The 16,405-nt window shown below is 51.8% G+C and carries 14 protein-coding genes; 3 read left to right on the top strand and 11 right to left on the bottom strand.

From position 1 onward, the window contains the following. Positions 1-65: 65 nt before the first annotated feature. The 4 genes from ACIPDS_RS06885 to ACIPDS_RS06870 are packed head-to-tail and all read right to left on the bottom strand — an operon-like array spanning position 66 to position 4,292. Positions 66-1,352: an ABC transporter substrate-binding protein gene (locus ACIPDS_RS06885; RefSeq protein WP_400734081.1), complete on the bottom strand. Its 1,287-nt coding sequence runs from the start codon at positions 1,350-1,352 to the stop codon at positions 66-68. A gap of 14 nt (positions 1,353-1,366) precedes the next feature. Next, positions 1,367-2,494 (bottom strand): ABC transporter ATP-binding protein, encoded by a 1,128-nt coding sequence (locus tag ACIPDS_RS06880; RefSeq protein ID WP_166515692.1) that lies wholly within the window; start codon positions 2,492-2,494, stop codon positions 1,367-1,369. A 12-nt stretch (positions 2,495-2,506) separates the two neighbouring features. After that, positions 2,507-3,409, bottom strand: coding sequence for a carbohydrate ABC transporter permease (locus ACIPDS_RS06875; RefSeq protein WP_166515693.1), 903 nt, complete (start codon positions 3,407-3,409; stop codon positions 2,507-2,509). Next, positions 3,402-4,292: a carbohydrate ABC transporter permease gene (locus tag ACIPDS_RS06870; protein WP_166515694.1), complete on the bottom strand. Its 891-nt coding sequence runs from the start codon at positions 4,290-4,292 to the stop codon at positions 3,402-3,404. Before ACIPDS_RS06870 ends, ACIPDS_RS06875 begins: the two co-directional genes overlap by 8 nt. A gap of 499 nt (positions 4,293-4,791) precedes the next feature. On the opposite strand from ACIPDS_RS06870, the gene wzz(fepE) reads away from it, so the two are divergent. Further along, entirely contained in the window at positions 4,792-5,886 is a 1,095-nt protein-coding gene (gene wzz(fepE), locus ACIPDS_RS06865; RefSeq protein ID WP_400734075.1) for an LPS O-antigen length regulator Wzz(fepE), read from the top strand. Positions 5,887-6,185: 299 nt separating this feature from the next. Here wzz(fepE) and ACIPDS_RS06860 read toward each other — a convergent pair whose 3' ends face one another. After that, a complete protein-coding gene (locus ACIPDS_RS06860) occupies positions 6,186-6,512 on the bottom strand; it encodes a cupin domain-containing protein (protein WP_400734073.1) in 327 nt (108 codons plus the stop codon). A gap of 142 nt (positions 6,513-6,654) precedes the next feature. On the opposite strand from ACIPDS_RS06860, the gene ACIPDS_RS06855 reads away from it, so the two are divergent. Further along, positions 6,655-7,347 (top strand): aspartate/glutamate racemase, encoded by a 693-nt coding sequence (locus ACIPDS_RS06855; protein WP_400734070.1) that lies wholly within the window; start codon positions 6,655-6,657, stop codon positions 7,345-7,347. Between the two features lie 79 nt (positions 7,348-7,426). Here the strand turns inward: ACIPDS_RS06855 and ACIPDS_RS06850 are convergent, their stop codons facing one another. The 5 genes from ACIPDS_RS06850 to ACIPDS_RS06830 form a co-directional block, all read right to left on the bottom strand. Further along, positions 7,427-8,542 carry a CfaE/CblD family pilus tip adhesin gene (locus ACIPDS_RS06850; protein WP_400734068.1) on the bottom strand — a complete coding sequence of 372 codons (1,116 nt, stop codon included), beginning with the start codon at positions 8,540-8,542 and terminating at the stop codon, positions 7,427-7,429. Next, complete coding sequence (locus tag ACIPDS_RS06845; RefSeq protein WP_400734066.1) at positions 8,539-11,235, bottom strand: TcfC E-set like domain-containing protein; 2,697 nt, start codon at positions 11,233-11,235, stop codon at positions 8,539-8,541. Before ACIPDS_RS06845 ends, ACIPDS_RS06850 begins: the two co-directional genes overlap by 4 nt. Before the next feature lie 78 nt (positions 11,236-11,313). Beyond that, on the bottom strand, positions 11,314-11,826 hold the full coding sequence (locus ACIPDS_RS06840) for a CS1 type fimbrial major subunit (protein WP_400734064.1): 513 nt from the start codon (positions 11,824-11,826) through the stop codon (positions 11,314-11,316). 30 nt (positions 11,827-11,856) lie between these two features. Continuing rightward, entirely contained in the window at positions 11,857-12,498 is a 642-nt protein-coding gene (locus ACIPDS_RS06835) for a fimbria/pilus periplasmic chaperone (protein ID WP_400734062.1), read from the bottom strand. Between the two features lie 374 nt (positions 12,499-12,872). Further along, the gene (locus ACIPDS_RS06830) at positions 12,873-13,778 is read right to left on the bottom strand and encodes a LysR family transcriptional regulator (protein ID WP_400734060.1); all 906 of its coding nucleotides are present in this window, start codon (positions 13,776-13,778) and stop codon (positions 12,873-12,875) included. A gap of 116 nt (positions 13,779-13,894) precedes the next feature. Between ACIPDS_RS06830 and lysA the strand changes: the two genes are divergently transcribed. Continuing rightward, the gene (gene lysA, locus ACIPDS_RS06825) at positions 13,895-15,151 is read left to right on the top strand and encodes a diaminopimelate decarboxylase (RefSeq protein ID WP_400734058.1); all 1,257 of its coding nucleotides are present in this window, start codon (positions 13,895-13,897) and stop codon (positions 15,149-15,151) included. Positions 15,152-15,343: 192 nt separating this feature from the next. On the opposite strand, the gene ACIPDS_RS06820 is transcribed toward lysA, so the two are convergent. Continuing rightward, on the bottom strand, positions 15,344-16,354 hold the full coding sequence (locus ACIPDS_RS06820; protein WP_166515699.1) for a LacI family DNA-binding transcriptional regulator: 1,011 nt from the start codon (positions 16,352-16,354) through the stop codon (positions 15,344-15,346). Positions 16,355-16,405: the final 51 nt, after the last annotated feature.

Below are 16,405 nucleotides of genomic sequence, written 5' to 3'. Positions count from 1 at the left end.
TTTCTCCTTGAATAAAAAAATACCCCGCAACCGAAAGTTGCAGGGTATTAATGTTTCAAACTCAATTAGCGCATGGCGCGTTTCAGGATACGTTCAGCCTGACGCTGGAAGTCGACGGCGGCTTCTTCAACGGTTTTCTGACCATAATCGATGTACTGCAAAGAGGTACCGAACTGGGCAACAATCTGCGGATCGTCAAAGTACGGAGACACGCTCAGTTTGGCTGGCAGAGACTGCGCCAGACGCAGACCGGCCACAGACGGATCGTTCTCTTTGAGGGTGCCGTCTTCGGTCAGGTATTTCACCGCCACTTTGCTCAGTGGAACGCCACGCTCCAGACCCAGCGTATCCACGCCTTCTTTGGTGTTCAGCAAGAAGTTGATCACTTTCGCTGCGGCTTCCGGGTTCTTGGTTGATTTGCCGATGGACAGCATCTGCGCCGGTTTGAAGAACAGGCCCGCATCGGTTGCGCCCGGCAGCATTGGGTAGTTACCCAGCTCAAGCTTAGCCGGTGGCTTCAGGTTATCGGAGTACTTGTTGATGGTGGAGTTCCACATATAAGTACCGCCCCATTCGCCCTGGATCCACGGCTTCATTTCATACATGTTGCTCTTACCAAATGACGCATAGTATTTGGTGTCCGGCATCACGTGGCTATCGACCAGTTTTTTGTACATCTGGAAGAACTCAACCCACTGCTCTTTGCTGTAGGAGAACTTCTTGGTGTCCTGATTGATAGCAGGAATGTTGTACTTCTGCGTCATATAGGAGTTCAGCAGCGCCAGCGTATCCTGGTGCTCCAGAACTACCGGATAATACTGTTTACCCAGCTTGCTTTCGAAGGTCTTACCCGCCGCCATCAACTCATCCCAGGTTTTCGGGTATTCGACGCCCGCTTGCTTCCAGGTTTCGTTGTTGAGGTAGAACACGCGCGCGGTCACGGAGATTGGGATCCCGTTCAGCTTGCCGTTCACCGTGGTGGTTTGCAGCTCTTTGGCATCGAACTGGCTTAAGTCGATAACGTCCTTCATCTTGTTCAGATCGTAAAAACCGTCGCCATTTTTAGAAAAAATAGGCAGCCAGTTCCAGTTGGTCTGCATCACGTCCGGCTCGGTGCCGCCAGCAATCTGGGTGGTCAGACGGGATAAGTGACCGTCCCAACCGGTGTACTCTGCTTTGACATTAATATCCGGGTTTTGCTTATGGAACTCTTCCAGCGCCTTCAGAGTCACCTGGTGACGACCGTTACCGCCCCACCAGGACATACGAAGATCGACATCCTTTGCCATTGAAGGGAGGGCCGTCAGGCCCACGGTGGCGGAGATTGCTGCGCTTAAAAGCACTTTTTTCATTTTAAGACTCCAGATTATAGGGAGAGGTTCTGTTCAGTTTTAGCGTCAAAAATATGGCATTTAGCCATGTCAAACTTGAAGTACACCTTACGATGAAGACCCTTATCAATCATTGGTTTAGCTTCATCTGAAGGAATGCGAGCCGTCAGTTCATAGTTGGCAACTTTCAGGTAAACGAAGAACTCATGACCCATGTTTTCAACGCGCACCATCTCGCCGCTGCAGCCGCCTTGCGCAAACGGCTCATCGGACAGTGAGACGAATTCCGGGCGGATGCCATAGAACACTTCTTCGTTTTCATGACCGCTCAGTTTCTGGTTCAGGCTGTCGCAAAGCGGCATAAACTCATCGCCAATGCTCAGATTCAGACGCCCCTCTTTCTCCACCAGTTTGCTGGCGCGGATGTTCATTTCTGGCGCGCCGATAAAGCCCGCAACGAACATATTTTTTGGCTTGTGATACAGATTGTCTGGCGTATCGACCTGCATGATGTGGCCAAGCTTCATGACGCAGATCCGGTCGCCCATGGTCATCGCTTCGGTCTGATCGTGGGTGACGTAAACGGTGGTCGCCGGCTTGCCGGATTTCTTCAGCTGCTTGTGCAGGTCGGAAATACGAATACGCATTGACGCACGCAGCTTGGCATCGAGGTTAGACAGCGGCTCATCGAACAAGAACACGTCCGGTTTTTTCACGATTGCACGACCCACCGCCACACGCTGTGCCTGACCACCGGAAAGCTGGCGCGGCAGACGGTCCAGCAGTTCTTCCAGTTCAAGGATCTTCGCCGCTTCATTCACCTGCGCGTCAATCTGCGCTTTTGGCATTTTGCTCAGCTTCAGACCGAACGCCAGATTCTCACGCACGGTCATGTGCGGATACAGCGCATAGTTCTGGAATACCATCGCAATACCACGCTCTTTCGGCGCGAGGTTGTTGACGATTTTCTCACCGATGCGAACTTCACCGCCGCTGATGGTTTCAAGGCCTGCCAGCATACGCAGCGTGGTGGACTTGGCGCAGCCGGACGGGCCGACAATGACCATAAACTCACCTTCCGCGATTTTAAGGTCGATACCATGTACCGCTTTGAAGCCGTTGGAGTACACTTTTTCCAGTTTGTTGAAAATAACTTCAGCCATGATAAATCCCTCTTAACCTTTAATTCCGCTGCTGGTAACGCCCTGCACGAAGTAGCGCTGCGCCAGGAAGAACACAATGATGGATGGCAGAATGGAGATACTCGCCATTGCCAGAATTTCGTTCCACGGCGCACCTTCGGTGACGTCGATGGACATTTTAAGAGCCAGTGCAATCGGGTACTTGTCGACGCTATAGACGTAGATCAGTGGGCCGATAAAGTCGTTCATTGACCACATGAACTGGAACAGGGCGACGGAGATAATCGCCGGTTTCAGAATCGGCACGACCACATACCACAGCACCTGGAAGGAGTTGCAGCCGTCAATCTGCGCCGCTTCTTCCATGTCACGCGGTACGCCGCGCAGGAACTGAATCAGCATAAAGACGAAGAACCCTTGTGTCGCAAATGCCAGCGGCAGATACAGCGGCATATAGCTGTTCAGCATGCCCATTTCACGGAACATGAGGTACTGAGGGATCAGCAACACGGTACTTGGCAGCAGCATCGTGGTGATGAGCGTGGCGAACCAGAATTTCTTCCATGGGATCTCGAAGCGAGCAAAGCCGTACGCCACGATGGTGGAAGAGATAATGGTCAGAATCACTTTCGGAATCACATACTTGAAGGTGTTCAGCATGTAATGACCGAAGTTGTATTCGGTACCGGTTTTCCAGCCGTTAATAAAGCCGTCCCAGGTGGCATGCGTTGGCCACAGCCCCAGAGTCGTGAAGATCTCGTGGTTCGGTTTGAACGACGCCGAGAACATCCACGCTAGCGGGTAGAGCATCAACAGGCCGACGAACAGCAAGATAACGTAGCGGATCCAGGCGTTGATCTTTTCGCGTCTAAGGGTTCGCGCAACCTCACGTTCAGCAATGCTTCTTGCTTGCGAGATTTCTTGGATATCAGCCATTTTTGCCTCCCTTATCGGCGGAGTAGAACACCCAGTATTTTGAAGACTTAAAGGCGATGCCAGCGAAGACTGCAACCACCAGGAACAGAACCCATGCCAGCGCTGCGCCATAACCCATGTCGAAGTACTTGAACGCGGTGTCGTAGATATACAGCGAGAACAGGTAGGTCGAGTAGGTTGGGCCACCGCCGGTGATGACGTACGGCCCGGTAAACTCCTGGAATGCCTGAGTGGTCTGCATGATGAAGTTGAAGAAAATAACCGGCGTAATCAGCGGCACGGTGACTTTCATAAACATCTGCCATTTAGACGCGCCATCAATCATCGCCGCTTCATACTGTGATTGCGGGACGTTTTGCAACGCGGCCAGGAAGATAACCATGGCCGAACCGAACTGCCATACGCGAAGCAGGGTCACGGACATCAGCGCCAGAGACGGTTCGCCCAGCCAGTTAACCGGATCGAAACCGAGTACGCCGATAAAGCTATTAAGCAGCCCATCGATCGCAAACAGCGCGCGCCACAGCACGGCGATAGCGACAGAGCTACCGAGAATAGACGGGATATAGTAAGCAGTACGGAAGAAGCCGATACCGCGTAATTTAAAGTTAAGGACAAACGCAATCCCTAATGCAAAAGCCAGTTTTAATGGGATGGTCAAAAATACGTAGGCAAACGTCACGCCCATGGATTTCCAGAAGAGAGCATCTTCCGTCAGCATGTAGCGATAGTTTTCGATGCCGTTAAACACCGGCGGACTCATCAAGTCATACTCAGTAAAACTGAGGAAGAAAGATGAAACGAACGGGAAGGCCGTGAAGATTATCAACCCTATGATATAGGGCGAAATCCAGGCCAATCCCAGCATTCTGTTTTCATTCATACATACCTACCTGGCGAACAAGTGTGTCAAACGGATTGGGTGTTGGTTACATCTCTCGCGCCGCCTGGCGCCTGAGATGTTAAAGTGTCAGCTTGGCATTAGTCATTAAGCATTCCCTGTAAGTAAATGTAAGATAAGCGATTTATTCGGCATCCATTCGTCCGGCGTTTCTGGTTTTAAAATCTCACTCTCGTCGTGGTTATTTTATAAAACGCCGTTTTAATTTTATTTTATTGCTATTTGTTTCTGCGTCATTCGATTAATGATGAAAGTGTGATCAAAGTCGAAACGACGTTTTAAAAAGGTGAGGGGTGTGGCATTTTGGGATGAGAGAGGGTGAGATCGCCCAAAGAGAACATTTTTTAATGTTTAAATGCTATCCAGGAGAAGAACGGGCTGAATATCGCAAAACCCCAAATAATTAGAGTGATAAAATAGAGATTATTCTTATAGAATCGAATTTTGAACATTCGAAAAAAAGCGTCTGGATATCTCTGAAATGGCTGAATCACCGATTATGTCAATAGACCCAGTTCTACCGCACGCGGCTCCAGTAAGAAATTTACCACTTATTGCCAGCAATGATGACATCGATCTTCGTCTGCTTTTGCTGCAACTTTGGCGAGACAAAAAGACAGTTTTCGGCTTTGTTGCCGTGGCTGCGATTCTGAGTCTGGTGATGGCCTTTATGCTGCCGCAAAAGTGGACCAGCAAGGCCGTTCTGGCAGTGCCTGAGACTATCCAGGTGAACAATCTTGAGCATGTCATCATTCAGGCGCGTGCTCTGGGTGTTGATATCCAGGGAAATCGTAGCGATATCTTCAACCTTTTCATTAAGAAGCTGAGCTCCCAGTCGCAGTTCCAGAATTGGCTGCGTCAATCCGGCATGGTTGATGATTCGGCGGATCCCGTCACGCTGCAGCGTGAAATCGTCCGTATGGCGGAAAGCCTGACCATTGTGAATAACGCCGATCCTAAGAAGGTGAATGAACAGCTGCCTTATGTCAGCTGGACGCTTTCCTTTACCGGGAGTGAACAGGAGCAGGCGCAAAAGATCCTTAACGGTTATCTCGACTTTATTAGCCTGCAAGTGCGTAAAGAAGTGCTGGATACCTTGCGTAGCAGCATTGATAAGACGATTCGCAATGGTAAAGAGAGTCTGGAATTAGACCGTACTCATCTGGAAAATGCGCGGAACATCCTTATTCAGCGGTTAAAATATTCTTTGAGCATTGCTAATGCCGCGGGAATACAAAAACCGTTGTACAGCCAGGGTATGGCGGTAAAAGACGATCCTGATTTCTCTATTTCCTTAGGGGCAGCCGGGATTGCAGAGAAATTAAAAATTGAGTCGTCATTAAAAGATGTCAGCGATCTGAACAGCGACCTGCAAAACCGCGAGTACACGCTGAAAAAGCTCCAGGCTTTGTCGATTCCTGACGTGGACTTTATGCCGGTGACCTACCAGCTTTCGCCTACGCTGCCGCTGAAAAAAGACGGCCCAGGCAAAGCGCTTATCCTGGTGCTGGGCTGCATGCTCGGTGGTTTCTTAGGCTGTGGGTACGTGCTGGCTAAACAGATGTTTAAAGCTTAAAACAAGCGAAGAAATAACACAGTATCACAGTAGATACTGTGGGCATTGACACCATGTAGGCCTGATAAGCTACGCGCCATCAGGCATCACCGTGCACATTGCCGGATGGCGGCTACGCCTTATCCGGCCTACGTCCACTTAGCTCGGTGTGCCCCCTCTCCCATTTTAAGGGAGAGGCTTGGGGTGAGGGTTACAGCGCGATAATCGATGACAATCCCCTCACCCTAGCCCTCTCCCCATAGGGGCGAGGGAACCGAATGGCTTTGCTGGGGAGACTTCAATCACCCCCGGCGTCGCCGTTACTGATTCAAAAAATCCTGACGCATTGGCGTAAAGGTATCCAGCAGCGTTCCCGCTTTCAGGCACACGCAGCCGTGCATGATATTTGGCTGCTTATACAGCGTATCTCCCGCGCCCACCACGTGCTTCTCATCACCAATCGTGAATTTAAACTCCCCGGACAGCACGTAGGTTAGCTGCTCGTGCGGGTGATTGTGCATCGGGCCAATTGCGCCTTTTTCGAAATTCACTTCTACCGCCATCATCTTGCCGTCGTGCGCGAGAATGCGGCGGGTCACGCCATTGCCCAGATTTTCAAGGGTGGTTTCTTTATGAAAAATAAACATCCGGCCGTCCTGTTTAATGTTGAAACGTTGTTTCATTAAATTTATATCAGAACAGCTTAAAAAGAAAACCATAGCGACAGATGTGGAAAGTTGATCACATCTTTGGTTCACTGGGGTGATAACAACGCGAATGGGGACGAGGATGAAAACGATTGGTCTGTTGGGCGGCATGAGCTGGGAATCAACTATTCCGTACTATCGCCTTATCAATGAGGGCGTAAAGCAGCAGCTTGGTGGACTGCATTCCGCGCAAATTTTACTGCACAGCGTGGATTTTCACGAGATTGAGCTTTGTCAGTCCCAAGGTGACTGGCAGAAAGCGGGCGAGATTCTGGCGCAAGCGGCGGTAGGTCTTCAACAAGCGGGAGCTGAAGGGATCGTATTGTGCACCAACACCATGCATAAGGTGGCCGACGCAATTGAAACGGCCTGCGACGTGCCGTTCCTGCATATTGCTGACGCCACCGGTCGGGCTATCAGCGAGCAGAATATGAGCAACGTCGCGCTGCTGGGTACGCGCTACACCATGGAGCAGGATTTCTATCGCGGTCGCTTACAGCAAGAGTTTGGCATCAGCACGCTGATTCCTGAGCAGAATGAACGCCAGAAGATTAACCAGATTATTTTTGATGAGCTGTGTCTTGGCGAGTTTAGCGAGGCGTCGCGTGATTATTATCTGGGGGTGATAGACGAGCTGGCGCGTCAGGGTGCGGAAGGGGTGATTTTCGGCTGTACCGAGATTGGCCTGCTGGTGCCAGCACAATTAAGCCCGCTGCCGGTGTTTGATACGGCGGCGATTCATGCGGCGGATGCGGTGGCGTTTATGTTGTCGTGAGGACAGGGTGCCGGATGGCGCTCGCGCTTATCCGGCCTACATGTGAATCAGGCCGGATAAGCGCGGGGTGAGCGTAGTGTCAGATGCTGTTCAGGCTGGGGCTAAATTCCACGCTCAGAATGCCTTTGTAGTATCCGGCTGCTTTGTCGGTGACGCGGAATTTATCGACTATCAGCCTCAGCGGTGCCGGGGCGCAGAGTACAGGATAGGTAATCGACGGTAGCCGCACCGGACGTATCTGGTCCTGGCCGTTTACCCCGGCCGACAAGGTGTTGGTCTCATTGTTTTTCACCGTCATCCAGCCTTTACTGTGGGGATCAAACATCTCTACGCGATAATCGATACGCTCAGCTTCACCCGTCCCGCCCGTGGCAGTGTTATAAATGGAGAAATAGCCATTTTTGCGGGAAGCTGCCGTTTTACCTTCATCTTTAAAGGACAATGTCATGCTGTCGCTGTTGGAGTTGTATCCGTCGTACAGGCACATATCCAGCGTAGTGGTATCTTCAACAAAGCCATTGCCGGTAATGGAGCCCGTTGGATGCAGGTCTAACTGAACCAGCGGATTGGCGCCGTTAAATTCCGGGAAGTAGATATCTTGTTTACCGGTGGCCTTGCCTTTGAGGGTGATGCTCGCCTGATAATTTATAACATTCCCGCCGACAGGGTCGTGAAATTTAAGTTTTAGCGTTCCAGACCATACCCCGCCGACGGGAAGCGCGTTCATTTCACTTTGCGGGAGCCATAAGGTGAGAGCCCTGCTATTAGTCGTTATACTATTCCCACATCCCCAAGCCTGCTGATTATTTAGCGGACGTTGATTGGCACAAGTAACGCTGTTTTCAGGATGGGCTGAATCGTAATAAAGAGGGTCGAGGTAGGCCTGGAATGTTATCGGGTATGTCATTCCACCGCGCTTTTCGGTCAACAATAGTTTGATAGTTGACCCACGACTCTGATGGGTACAGCTCTGGTTATTATCTGGATAAGAGCAGTCATAGCTCCCATATGAAATATTATATCCCGCCTTACCTGCGTAATCCTCATACCACAGATAAACGTCCTTTGGTGCGCCAGAAGGGATCTCATAGTCCTGAATCGTGCTGACATTCGGTACGGGTCCGGTAGGTGTAAATGCTGCCGCCATGCCGCTTATCAACAGCCCAGGTATTATCAACAACGTTGTTAATTTCATTGCACACTCTCCCTCTGTGCGGTTTCCAGCGCCTGCTTGCGCTGAGCCTGTTTCAACTGCGCCTGAACCTGTATTGGCGGTGGCAACTGGCTGTAGGCCACCACCGAACACTCAATATCCCCAGCGAAGCGAATGCTGGCGCGTTTCTTCAGCACTTTTAGCGGACATTTCAGGAAAGACTGCCCGGCCAGAACGTAGAGATCGCGTGATGAGCTCTGCATTTCCAGCGTAAACCCGCCGTCGTCTGCCATCAGCAGCATTGCGCTGTTTAAGCCAATTACCGGATATTTTTTCAGCGCCTGCGGCAGCAGCAGTCGACCAATATAGTTGTAGTTAAAGGTGGCGGACACTTCGCGGTAGCGCAGTTTACCCGGCAGCAGCATCAGGCTTTGTTTGCCTGAACCGGTAATCAGGTTGGTGGTCCCCGTCTGGTTTTTACGCGCGCTGTCGTTGACGTCGATGTAGCCCATTTCATAGCCGGTGTAAGGGAACAGCACCGATTCATCGCCGGTCAGGCTGGCTTTGCTGCCGTTGGTGGTGGCATCAATTGAGAGTTCGTCGGCGTCGGCGTCATCCAGTTTTTTCACCGCGACGAGAACCGCTGCCGATGGGTCACCGTTACCCGCGCGGCCAATCTGTAAGCCGTGACGGCTGACGGCGAGCGTCGAGCTATAGCTGCCGGTAAAGGCGGTATTGTGTTCGCGATCGTTGGTATCGTAGCTGTCGGTGAGGTAGGCGCTGAGGTTGCCGTACAGGCCATCAATACGGCCGTTCACGCCGCTGTCGAGGGTATCGGTGTTGATTCCGCCGAGGCTCACGCCCACTTCTTTATGGTTGACGTTATCGTCATACCAGGTGCGCGACAGGTTCCAGGCCGTCTGGTCGCTACTGTTTTTGCTGGTGCGATAATCAGCGCCGATGGTGGTGCTACGGCTACGCGCATTATTATCCTGACGCGGTATCTCGCTGAAGGTAAACATCAAATAGGCACCGTTATCATTGCCGGTGCTGTCATTGTTGTCGCGAGTGAATACTCCGAGGTTGGTGTTCAGCGTCCAGTTGGTAAGGCTAAAAGAGCGAGAGGCGCTAAGCTGGACGGTATCTGACGTCGAGTTCGCGCTCGCCTGGCTGAAATAGTTATCGCTAAAGTCCTGGTTGTTGTCCCAGCGCGTGTGGTAGTCCGCGTGGTTACGGGTGCGGTTCCAGTTTAACGCCAGGTTCCAGCTTAAAACGGTTTGCGAAAGGCCGGCGCTGATACTCTCAAAGCAGTTGAGATCGTAATCTTCAGAATCGCTATCGCCGGAGCACTGACCGCCGCTGGTATCTTTGCGGTAAAAGTTCAGTGAGGGCAGATTCTCTACCCGCCAGTTGAGCTGCTGCATGTTGCCGCGGCCACCCTGGTCGTTATAGAAAAAGCCGGTTTGCAGATCCATATCGCCTAAAGCGCCGAGCGCCGGGGTGATTTGACCGTTAACCTCGGTGGAGAAATTATTGTCCACCGACGCCACGCCGAGCATCAGCTCGCTTTGTGCCGTCACCGGCACTCGAATCCCCGCCTGAGCGGAGGTAGAACCGCTGTCGCTGTAGCGGGTCGATGAGCTGGAGTCATCCGCCAGTTTCCCCGCCTGGATAAACCACTGAACGTGGCCATCGGTCATGCTACCGGTTTTGGTAAACGGCACCACTTCAGTACGGGCAAGCTGGTTGCTTTCATAAATTTTCAGCTGCAGCGTGTAGCTGCCTGAAGGGAACGAACTGGTGTCGAGCGACTGATTGCCGCCGTTTAAGTAAAACGAACCCAGCAGCTGATTATCGCGATAAGCATCGACGCGCGAGCTGCGAGAAAGCAGTACGTTTACCGGCGTTCCCTGGCCCGCCTGATCCCGGTTGAGATAGCTTAACGTCGATCCTGCGCGTACACCGTCAAAAGTATCGAGTGGCAGGAAAGAGAAATTAAAGTTGCCGCCATCAAGGTTAAACAGGCTGCGGCTGTCCATGCGCCCGCCCTGTAGGTAATAGCGGCTCATAATATCGTAGCGATAATAGAGTTCGCTGACGTCAACGTCAGTCTCGGTTTCCCCGTCGCTTTCGTTGCCATTCAGGCTCCAGTAACCGCCAATGTAGCTGTTATCGGTGATGCCTAATGCGCCCGTCCCTTGCAGATAAGCCGATTTAAAGTCGTCCTGGATGGCGACGTTAATATCCTGCTGGTGGATGAATGCGTTAACGATATCATCGTCCTGGCTCGCTTTCAGATAGAGCGCGGTTTGGGCGCTATCGGGATACCACTCTTTATTTAAGAACAGGGTAACGGCGTTCTGTTCGTCGTTATAAATCAGTGCGACGTCTTTGGTGACAAGATAACCACAGCCAGCGCTGTTGTTTACGGCCGTACAGGCAAGCTCACCGTGACGTTCAAGAGGCTGGTTGAGTTTTGCGGCGATAGGTACGATCCGGCCCCGATCGTTACCCAGCGCCATGGCGGCGATGATCTTTTCGGGTTGTTCAAACTTTACGGTATCAAGGCTAACTGTGGCATAAAACTTACCCAGATTGCGCCCCGCCAGATAGACGTCAACGTATTCCTGCTGGCCTTGTACAATAGCTTCAAACCCTGGTGGAATTGCGTCGGTGCGCGCATGGGCAATATTGAGTATGGAAAAGATTAATAGCCCAAGAATTGATTTTTTCATTACTCAATCATCTTCCTTGATATGGCAAAAAAATGAACCGAAGAGTTCTCTTCGGTTCATTGGATTTATATTGGAAAATTACGGCTGAGCAGCAGCATTCTGGTACAGGTAGATGCTAACTACGCCCTGATAGGTACCGGTAGCCAGGGTTTCCTGCTGGGTCTGTGCGATCTGCAGAGTTTTTGCTACAGAACCGGTCTTCAGTGCAGTCGTTGAGTCAGGGAACAGCTCTTTAGCTGACAGGGTAATAGCAGTGGTAGACAGCGCTTCGCCGCCCCATGAAACGGTCATCGGCACGGTAACACCGCCCAGGCTGTTAACCAGTACGGCGTCGCTGGTCAGCTGCATCATGACGTCTTTAGTCACGTCGTTTGCCCAGATTTTGGTCTGCAGCTGGTAAGGAACCAGACCGGTGCCTGGGATATATTGCATATCAACGTTTTTTGGCAGCGCAGAGTTATCAACCTGAGTCATATCCAGTGCTGAATCAACGGTTGCAGTAACGGTAATATCTTTCTGGACTGCCATAGCAGAACCCATTACAGAAACCATTGCCAAAGCAAGTAAGGATTTAGAAATAACTGATTTCATTTACTTATATTCCATGTAATTAATTACTAATTAATGAATTGAGAAGTCCAGCGAGTGCTTTGACTTATCAATCCAGTTCCAATATTGAACAACGACGCGGTCGTAATTCAATATGTTTTTAGGTGCATAGCTGGCATGTGGGTAAATATTATTGCCGACATCCTGCCACGCACAATCTTTGTCTGATTGTGCTTTCTTACACAGTCCAGTTTTTAATATTTTAAAACGCTGATTACCGGTGTTCGTAATTTTGCCATCGGCAAGCAGCTCCATTTTTAGCTGCGGATTTTCCGGTGGAACGCTGACCAGTACACCCCAGATAAGATTAATGGTGAGCTGGGTGCTGGTTTTTTGCGTGCCTTCAAGCGGGTCATCGAGCTGCGGCACGGCCTCGAACTTCACGCGGTATGTGGTCTCTTCTTTTACCGGTTCCATTGCCACCAGTCGTACCATTTTCGTGGTGCCAGCGGGGAGGGCGAATTTAGGGGGCATCACGACAATCGCGGTGGGATCGCCGTTTTTAATTTCAGTTTCTTTTTCCTGAGTGGTGCCAATACCGGTGATATTCAGAATGGATGTTTTAATATATTGCACATCGCTGGTGCGGGAAATCACGCGAACGCTGCTTTCACCTTGATCGTTCATATCAACGGACATGGGGTAGACGGACATATTTGCGCCGCACTGCGGGGCTATGCATATTAATGAAATAGCACACAGACTTAATTTTAGCGTCATATTATGATTCCCTGTTGATCACTCTGTTATTCAACGTCCTGTTGAATGAATAATACTTCATCACTATTGAATATTATTTGTGGGAAATTGAATTGAATGATCCAACTATAAATATATTTGCGTCGCAAAATAAGTTTGTTTTTCTAAATGGAGTGTTAAGTTGTGGTTAAATAATTATGTATATGAATGGAATGATGGTCTGATGTGATATTATTCTGATGGAGTAAATCATGTTATAAACCAAAAAAAATTTCTTTGATTGTTTGTGCTAAATTTATTTTTTAGGATTATATACATGTATCCATTATTTATAGGGGCGCAATGATATGAGGTGTCTGGTGAATTAAATGGTGGCTAAAAGCCTCAACCAGCGCAGAGGAAGGGCGATGTAAAGGATGCACCAGGCTTACCGTAAACGGTACTGAAACGCTAAATCGGCGGATGACGATCCCGCTACTGGCGTAGTCCATCGCCGTCAGTGGGTTCACCACCGAGATCCCCACGCCTGCGCGCACCATCGCGCAAATTGAAGCCGCGCTGTGCGTTTCCACCACCATGCGTCGCTTGACCTGATGTTCAGTAAACAGCGCATCCAACAGCTGGCGATAGCTGTCGGTACGCGACAGGCTAATATAGTTTTCACCCTGAAAATCCTGCGGCGTTAAGACCGATTTTTCCGCCAGCGGATGCCCCTGCGGCAAGACGCAGACCTCGTCGAGCGAGAGTAGCTCCGTGCGTTTGGTTCCGGCGGGCGTGTGCAGCGTTTCTGTAATCCCGAGGTCATGGCGCTGGGCCGATAGCCATTCTTCTAACAGCGGAGATTCCTGCGGCACGATCTGAATATTGACCTGCGGATAGCGTTCTAAAAAGGGTTGCAGCAGCGCCGGTAAGAAAGATTGCGAAAACACCGGCAAACAGACAATCGACAATTCCCCCTGACGGAACTCGCGCAGGCTTTCGGCCGCACTGACAATCCTGTCCAGCCCATACCAGGAGCGCTGAACTTCTTCAAACAGGCGTAACCCCTGAACGGTAGGATGCAGACGACCCCGGCTGCGTTCGAACAGCTTTAATCCCAGCACCTGCTCAAAACGCGCCAGCTCGCGGCTGACCGTCGGCTGCGAGGTGTTCAGCATCCGTGCGGCTTCCGTGAGGTTTCCCGCCGTCATAATGGCGTGGAAGATTTCGATATGGCGCAGGTTAACGGCTGGCATGGGCAATCCTCGAATAAACAGTCCATATCATTTTTGCATAGACTCAAGATAAAACGATATTTTTTATTCTCTTTGGCCTGTGGCGTAATCATAAAAAAACCACACCGGAGTTCGCCATGCCACGCCCACTCAACAATACCGACACTGATCTGACCGCCGATAACCTGCTGCGCCTGCCGGCTGAATTTGGCTGCCCGGTGTGGGTTTACGATGCGCAGGTTATCCGCGCGCAGATTGCCAAACTGAGCCAGTTTGACGTGATTCGATTTGCTCAGAAGGCGTGTTCTAATATTCATATTCTGCGGCTGATGCGTGAACAGGGCGTGAAGGTGGATTCCGTCTCATTAGGTGAGATTGAACGTGCGCTGGCGGCGGGCTTCGTACCGGGGCACGACGAGATCGTCTTTACCGCGGATATGATTGATGAAGCGACGCTTGCGCGCGTGCATGAGCTGCAAATTCCGGTGAACGCCGGGTCGGTGGATATGCTTGAACAGCTGGGTAAGCTCTCTCCTGGTCACCGGGTATGGCTGCGCGTTAACCCGGGTTTTGGTCATGGACACAGCCAGAAAACCAACACCGGCGGCGAAAACAGCAAGCACGGTATCTGGTATAGCGACCTTCCGGCGGCGCTGGAAGTGCTCCAGCGTTATCAGCTAAAACTGGTTGGTATTCACATGCATATCGGCTCCGGCGTTGACTATGGTCATCTGGAGCAGGTGTGCGGCGCGATGGTGCGTCAGGTGGTGGAGTTTGGTCAGGATCTGGAAGCGATCTCGGCGGGCGGCGGTTTGTCGATTCCGTATCGTGAAGGGGAGGAGGCGATCAATACCGATCACTACTTCGGCCTGTGGAACGCCGCGCGCGAGCAAATTGCGAAACATCTTGGGCATCCGGTGAAGCTTGAGATCGAGCCTGGACGTTTCCTGGTGGCTGAGGCGGGCGTGCTGGTAGCGCAGGTGCGCAGCGTAAAAGAGATGGGCAGCCGCCACTTTGTGCTCATCGACGCGGGCTTCAACGATCTTATGCGTCCAGCGATGTACGGCAGCTATCACCATATTTCAGCGCTGGCGGGCGATGGTCGTTCATTAGCGCAGGCCGCGCAGATTGAAACGGTAGTGGCCGGGCCGCTGTGTGAGTCCGGCGACGTGTTCACCCAGCAAGAGGGCGGAAAAGTCGAGACGCGCCTGCTGCCAGCGGTGGTGCCGGGCGATTATCTGGTGCTGCACGATACCGGGGCGTACGGTGCGTCGATGTCGTCGAACTACAATAGCCGACCGCTGCTGCCGGAAGTGCTGTTTGATAATGGAGTGGCGCGGTTGATTCGCCGTCGGCAGACGATTGATGAGCTGTTGGCGCTGGAGCTTATTTGATAGAGGGATTCCCGGCGGCGCGGGCTACCATTGGACGTAGGCCGGATAAGGCCATGGCCGCCATCCGGCAATGTGCGCGGTGATGCCTGATGGCGCTACGCTTATCAGGCCTACAAATATGCACGAATGTATTCCGGCGGCGTTTGCGCTACAAATGTAGCCCGGCCAAGCGCAGCGCCGCCGGGATCGGCACTATTTATAAAACGGCCCGGTCGTCACCGACTCGCGCAACACCAGCGTGCCGGTAAACGGTGGGATCGTCTCGATCTCTTCCCCGCTGGCAAGCTTAATCGCCTGGTCGATGGCGGTGACAATCATATTATCGATCGGCAGATAGACGGTCGACAGCCCCGGCTCCAGCCATTTCGCGCTCGGGGCGTCATCGAAACCAAACAGCGAAATATCCTGCGGAATAGCAAGCCCTGCCTGATGCAGCGCCTTTGACGCACCCAGCGCCATATCATCGTTACAGGCGAACAGCGCGCTGAATTTCACCTTCTCATTGAGCAGCGCGTTACACATCTCGTAACCGCAGTTCATGGTTGAATCCCCGTGCTTCACGCGGGCGGGATCCCACGCAATGCCGTTTTGCTCCAGCGCCCGGCGATAACCCTGCAAACGCGCTTTACCGGTTGGCGTGTGAATAGGGACGGTGATGCAGGCAATATCGCGATGCCCCTGAGAAATCAGATACTCCACCGCCTGAAATGCGGCGTCCTGCTGTTCGAAGAATACGCAGCGATCGCGCGCCTGGCTGACGTCGCGGTTAATCACCACCAGCGGCATCGGCGTCGTATTCACCAAAGCCATAATAGCTTTTTCGCTCATATGACGGGTATAGAGCACAATGGCGTCACACTGACGGTCGGCGAGCATCTGCACGGCTTGTTCTTCACGTTCAGGCGTATCATGACCGTCGGTGACGATAAGCTGCTTGCCCCAGGCTTCCGTCTGGCGCGAAGCCTGCTGGAGCAGACGACCAAAATAGAATCCATCGAAGGTGGAAACCACCAGGCCAATGCTGTTACTGGTGCGGTTAGCCAGCGAGCGCGCCAGGAAGTTAGGACGGTAGCCTAACTCTTCCATCGCCTTAAACACCTGTTGGCGAGTGCTCTCTTTAACCTGACCGGTACCATTGAGCACGCGAGATACCGTCGCTTTCGAGACACCTGCGTGTTTTGAGACATCCAGCATCGTTGCCATGATTATTTCCTGAAACTCCGTAATGGTCAGTAGTTTATCACACTCGTTCCG

The organism is Kluyvera sp. NPDC087067, from assembly GCF_044745165.1.
In the GTDB taxonomy this organism is placed as follows: domain Bacteria; phylum Pseudomonadota; class Gammaproteobacteria; order Enterobacterales; family Enterobacteriaceae; genus Kluyvera.
Note: the sequence above shows the minus strand (reverse complement) of the source record. Positions and strands in the feature narration are given on the sequence as shown.

Excerpts from the sequence above, each read along its gene's own strand:
- ACIPDS_RS06885 (WP_400734081.1), bottom strand. The coding sequence starts at position 1,352 with ATGAAAAAAGTGCTTTTAAGCGCAGCAATCTCCGCCACCGTGGGCCTG.
- ACIPDS_RS06835 (WP_400734062.1), bottom strand. The coding sequence starts at position 12,498 with ATGTCCGTCTACCCCATGTCCGTTGATATGAACGATCAAGGTGAAAGC.
- ACIPDS_RS06830 (WP_400734060.1), bottom strand. The coding sequence starts at position 13,778 with ATGCCAGCCGTTAACCTGCGCCATATCGAAATCTTCCACGCCATTATG.
- ACIPDS_RS06840 (WP_400734064.1), bottom strand. The coding sequence starts at position 11,826 with ATGAAATCAGTTATTTCTAAATCCTTACTTGCTTTGGCAATGGTTTCT.
- ACIPDS_RS06855 (WP_400734070.1), top strand. The coding sequence starts at position 6,655 with ATGAAAACGATTGGTCTGTTGGGCGGCATGAGCTGGGAATCAACTATT.
- ACIPDS_RS06880 (WP_166515692.1), bottom strand. The coding sequence starts at position 2,494 with ATGGCTGAAGTTATTTTCAACAAACTGGAAAAAGTGTACTCCAACGGC.
- ACIPDS_RS06870 (WP_166515694.1), bottom strand. The coding sequence starts at position 4,292 with ATGAATGAAAACAGAATGCTGGGATTGGCCTGGATTTCGCCCTATATC.
- ACIPDS_RS06845 (WP_400734066.1), bottom strand. The coding sequence starts at position 11,235 with ATGAAAAAATCAATTCTTGGGCTATTAATCTTTTCCATACTCAATATT.
- lysA (WP_400734058.1), top strand. The coding sequence starts at position 13,895 with ATGCCACGCCCACTCAACAATACCGACACTGATCTGACCGCCGATAAC.
- ACIPDS_RS06820 (WP_166515699.1), bottom strand. The coding sequence starts at position 16,354 with ATGGCAACGATGCTGGATGTCTCAAAACACGCAGGTGTCTCGAAAGCG.
- ACIPDS_RS06875 (WP_166515693.1), bottom strand. The coding sequence starts at position 3,409 with ATGGCTGATATCCAAGAAATCTCGCAAGCAAGAAGCATTGCTGAACGT.
- ACIPDS_RS06850 (WP_400734068.1), bottom strand. The coding sequence starts at position 8,542 with ATGAAATTAACAACGTTGTTGATAATACCTGGGCTGTTGATAAGCGGC.
- ACIPDS_RS06860 (WP_400734073.1), bottom strand. The coding sequence starts at position 6,512 with ATGTTTATTTTTCATAAAGAAACCACCCTTGAAAATCTGGGCAATGGC.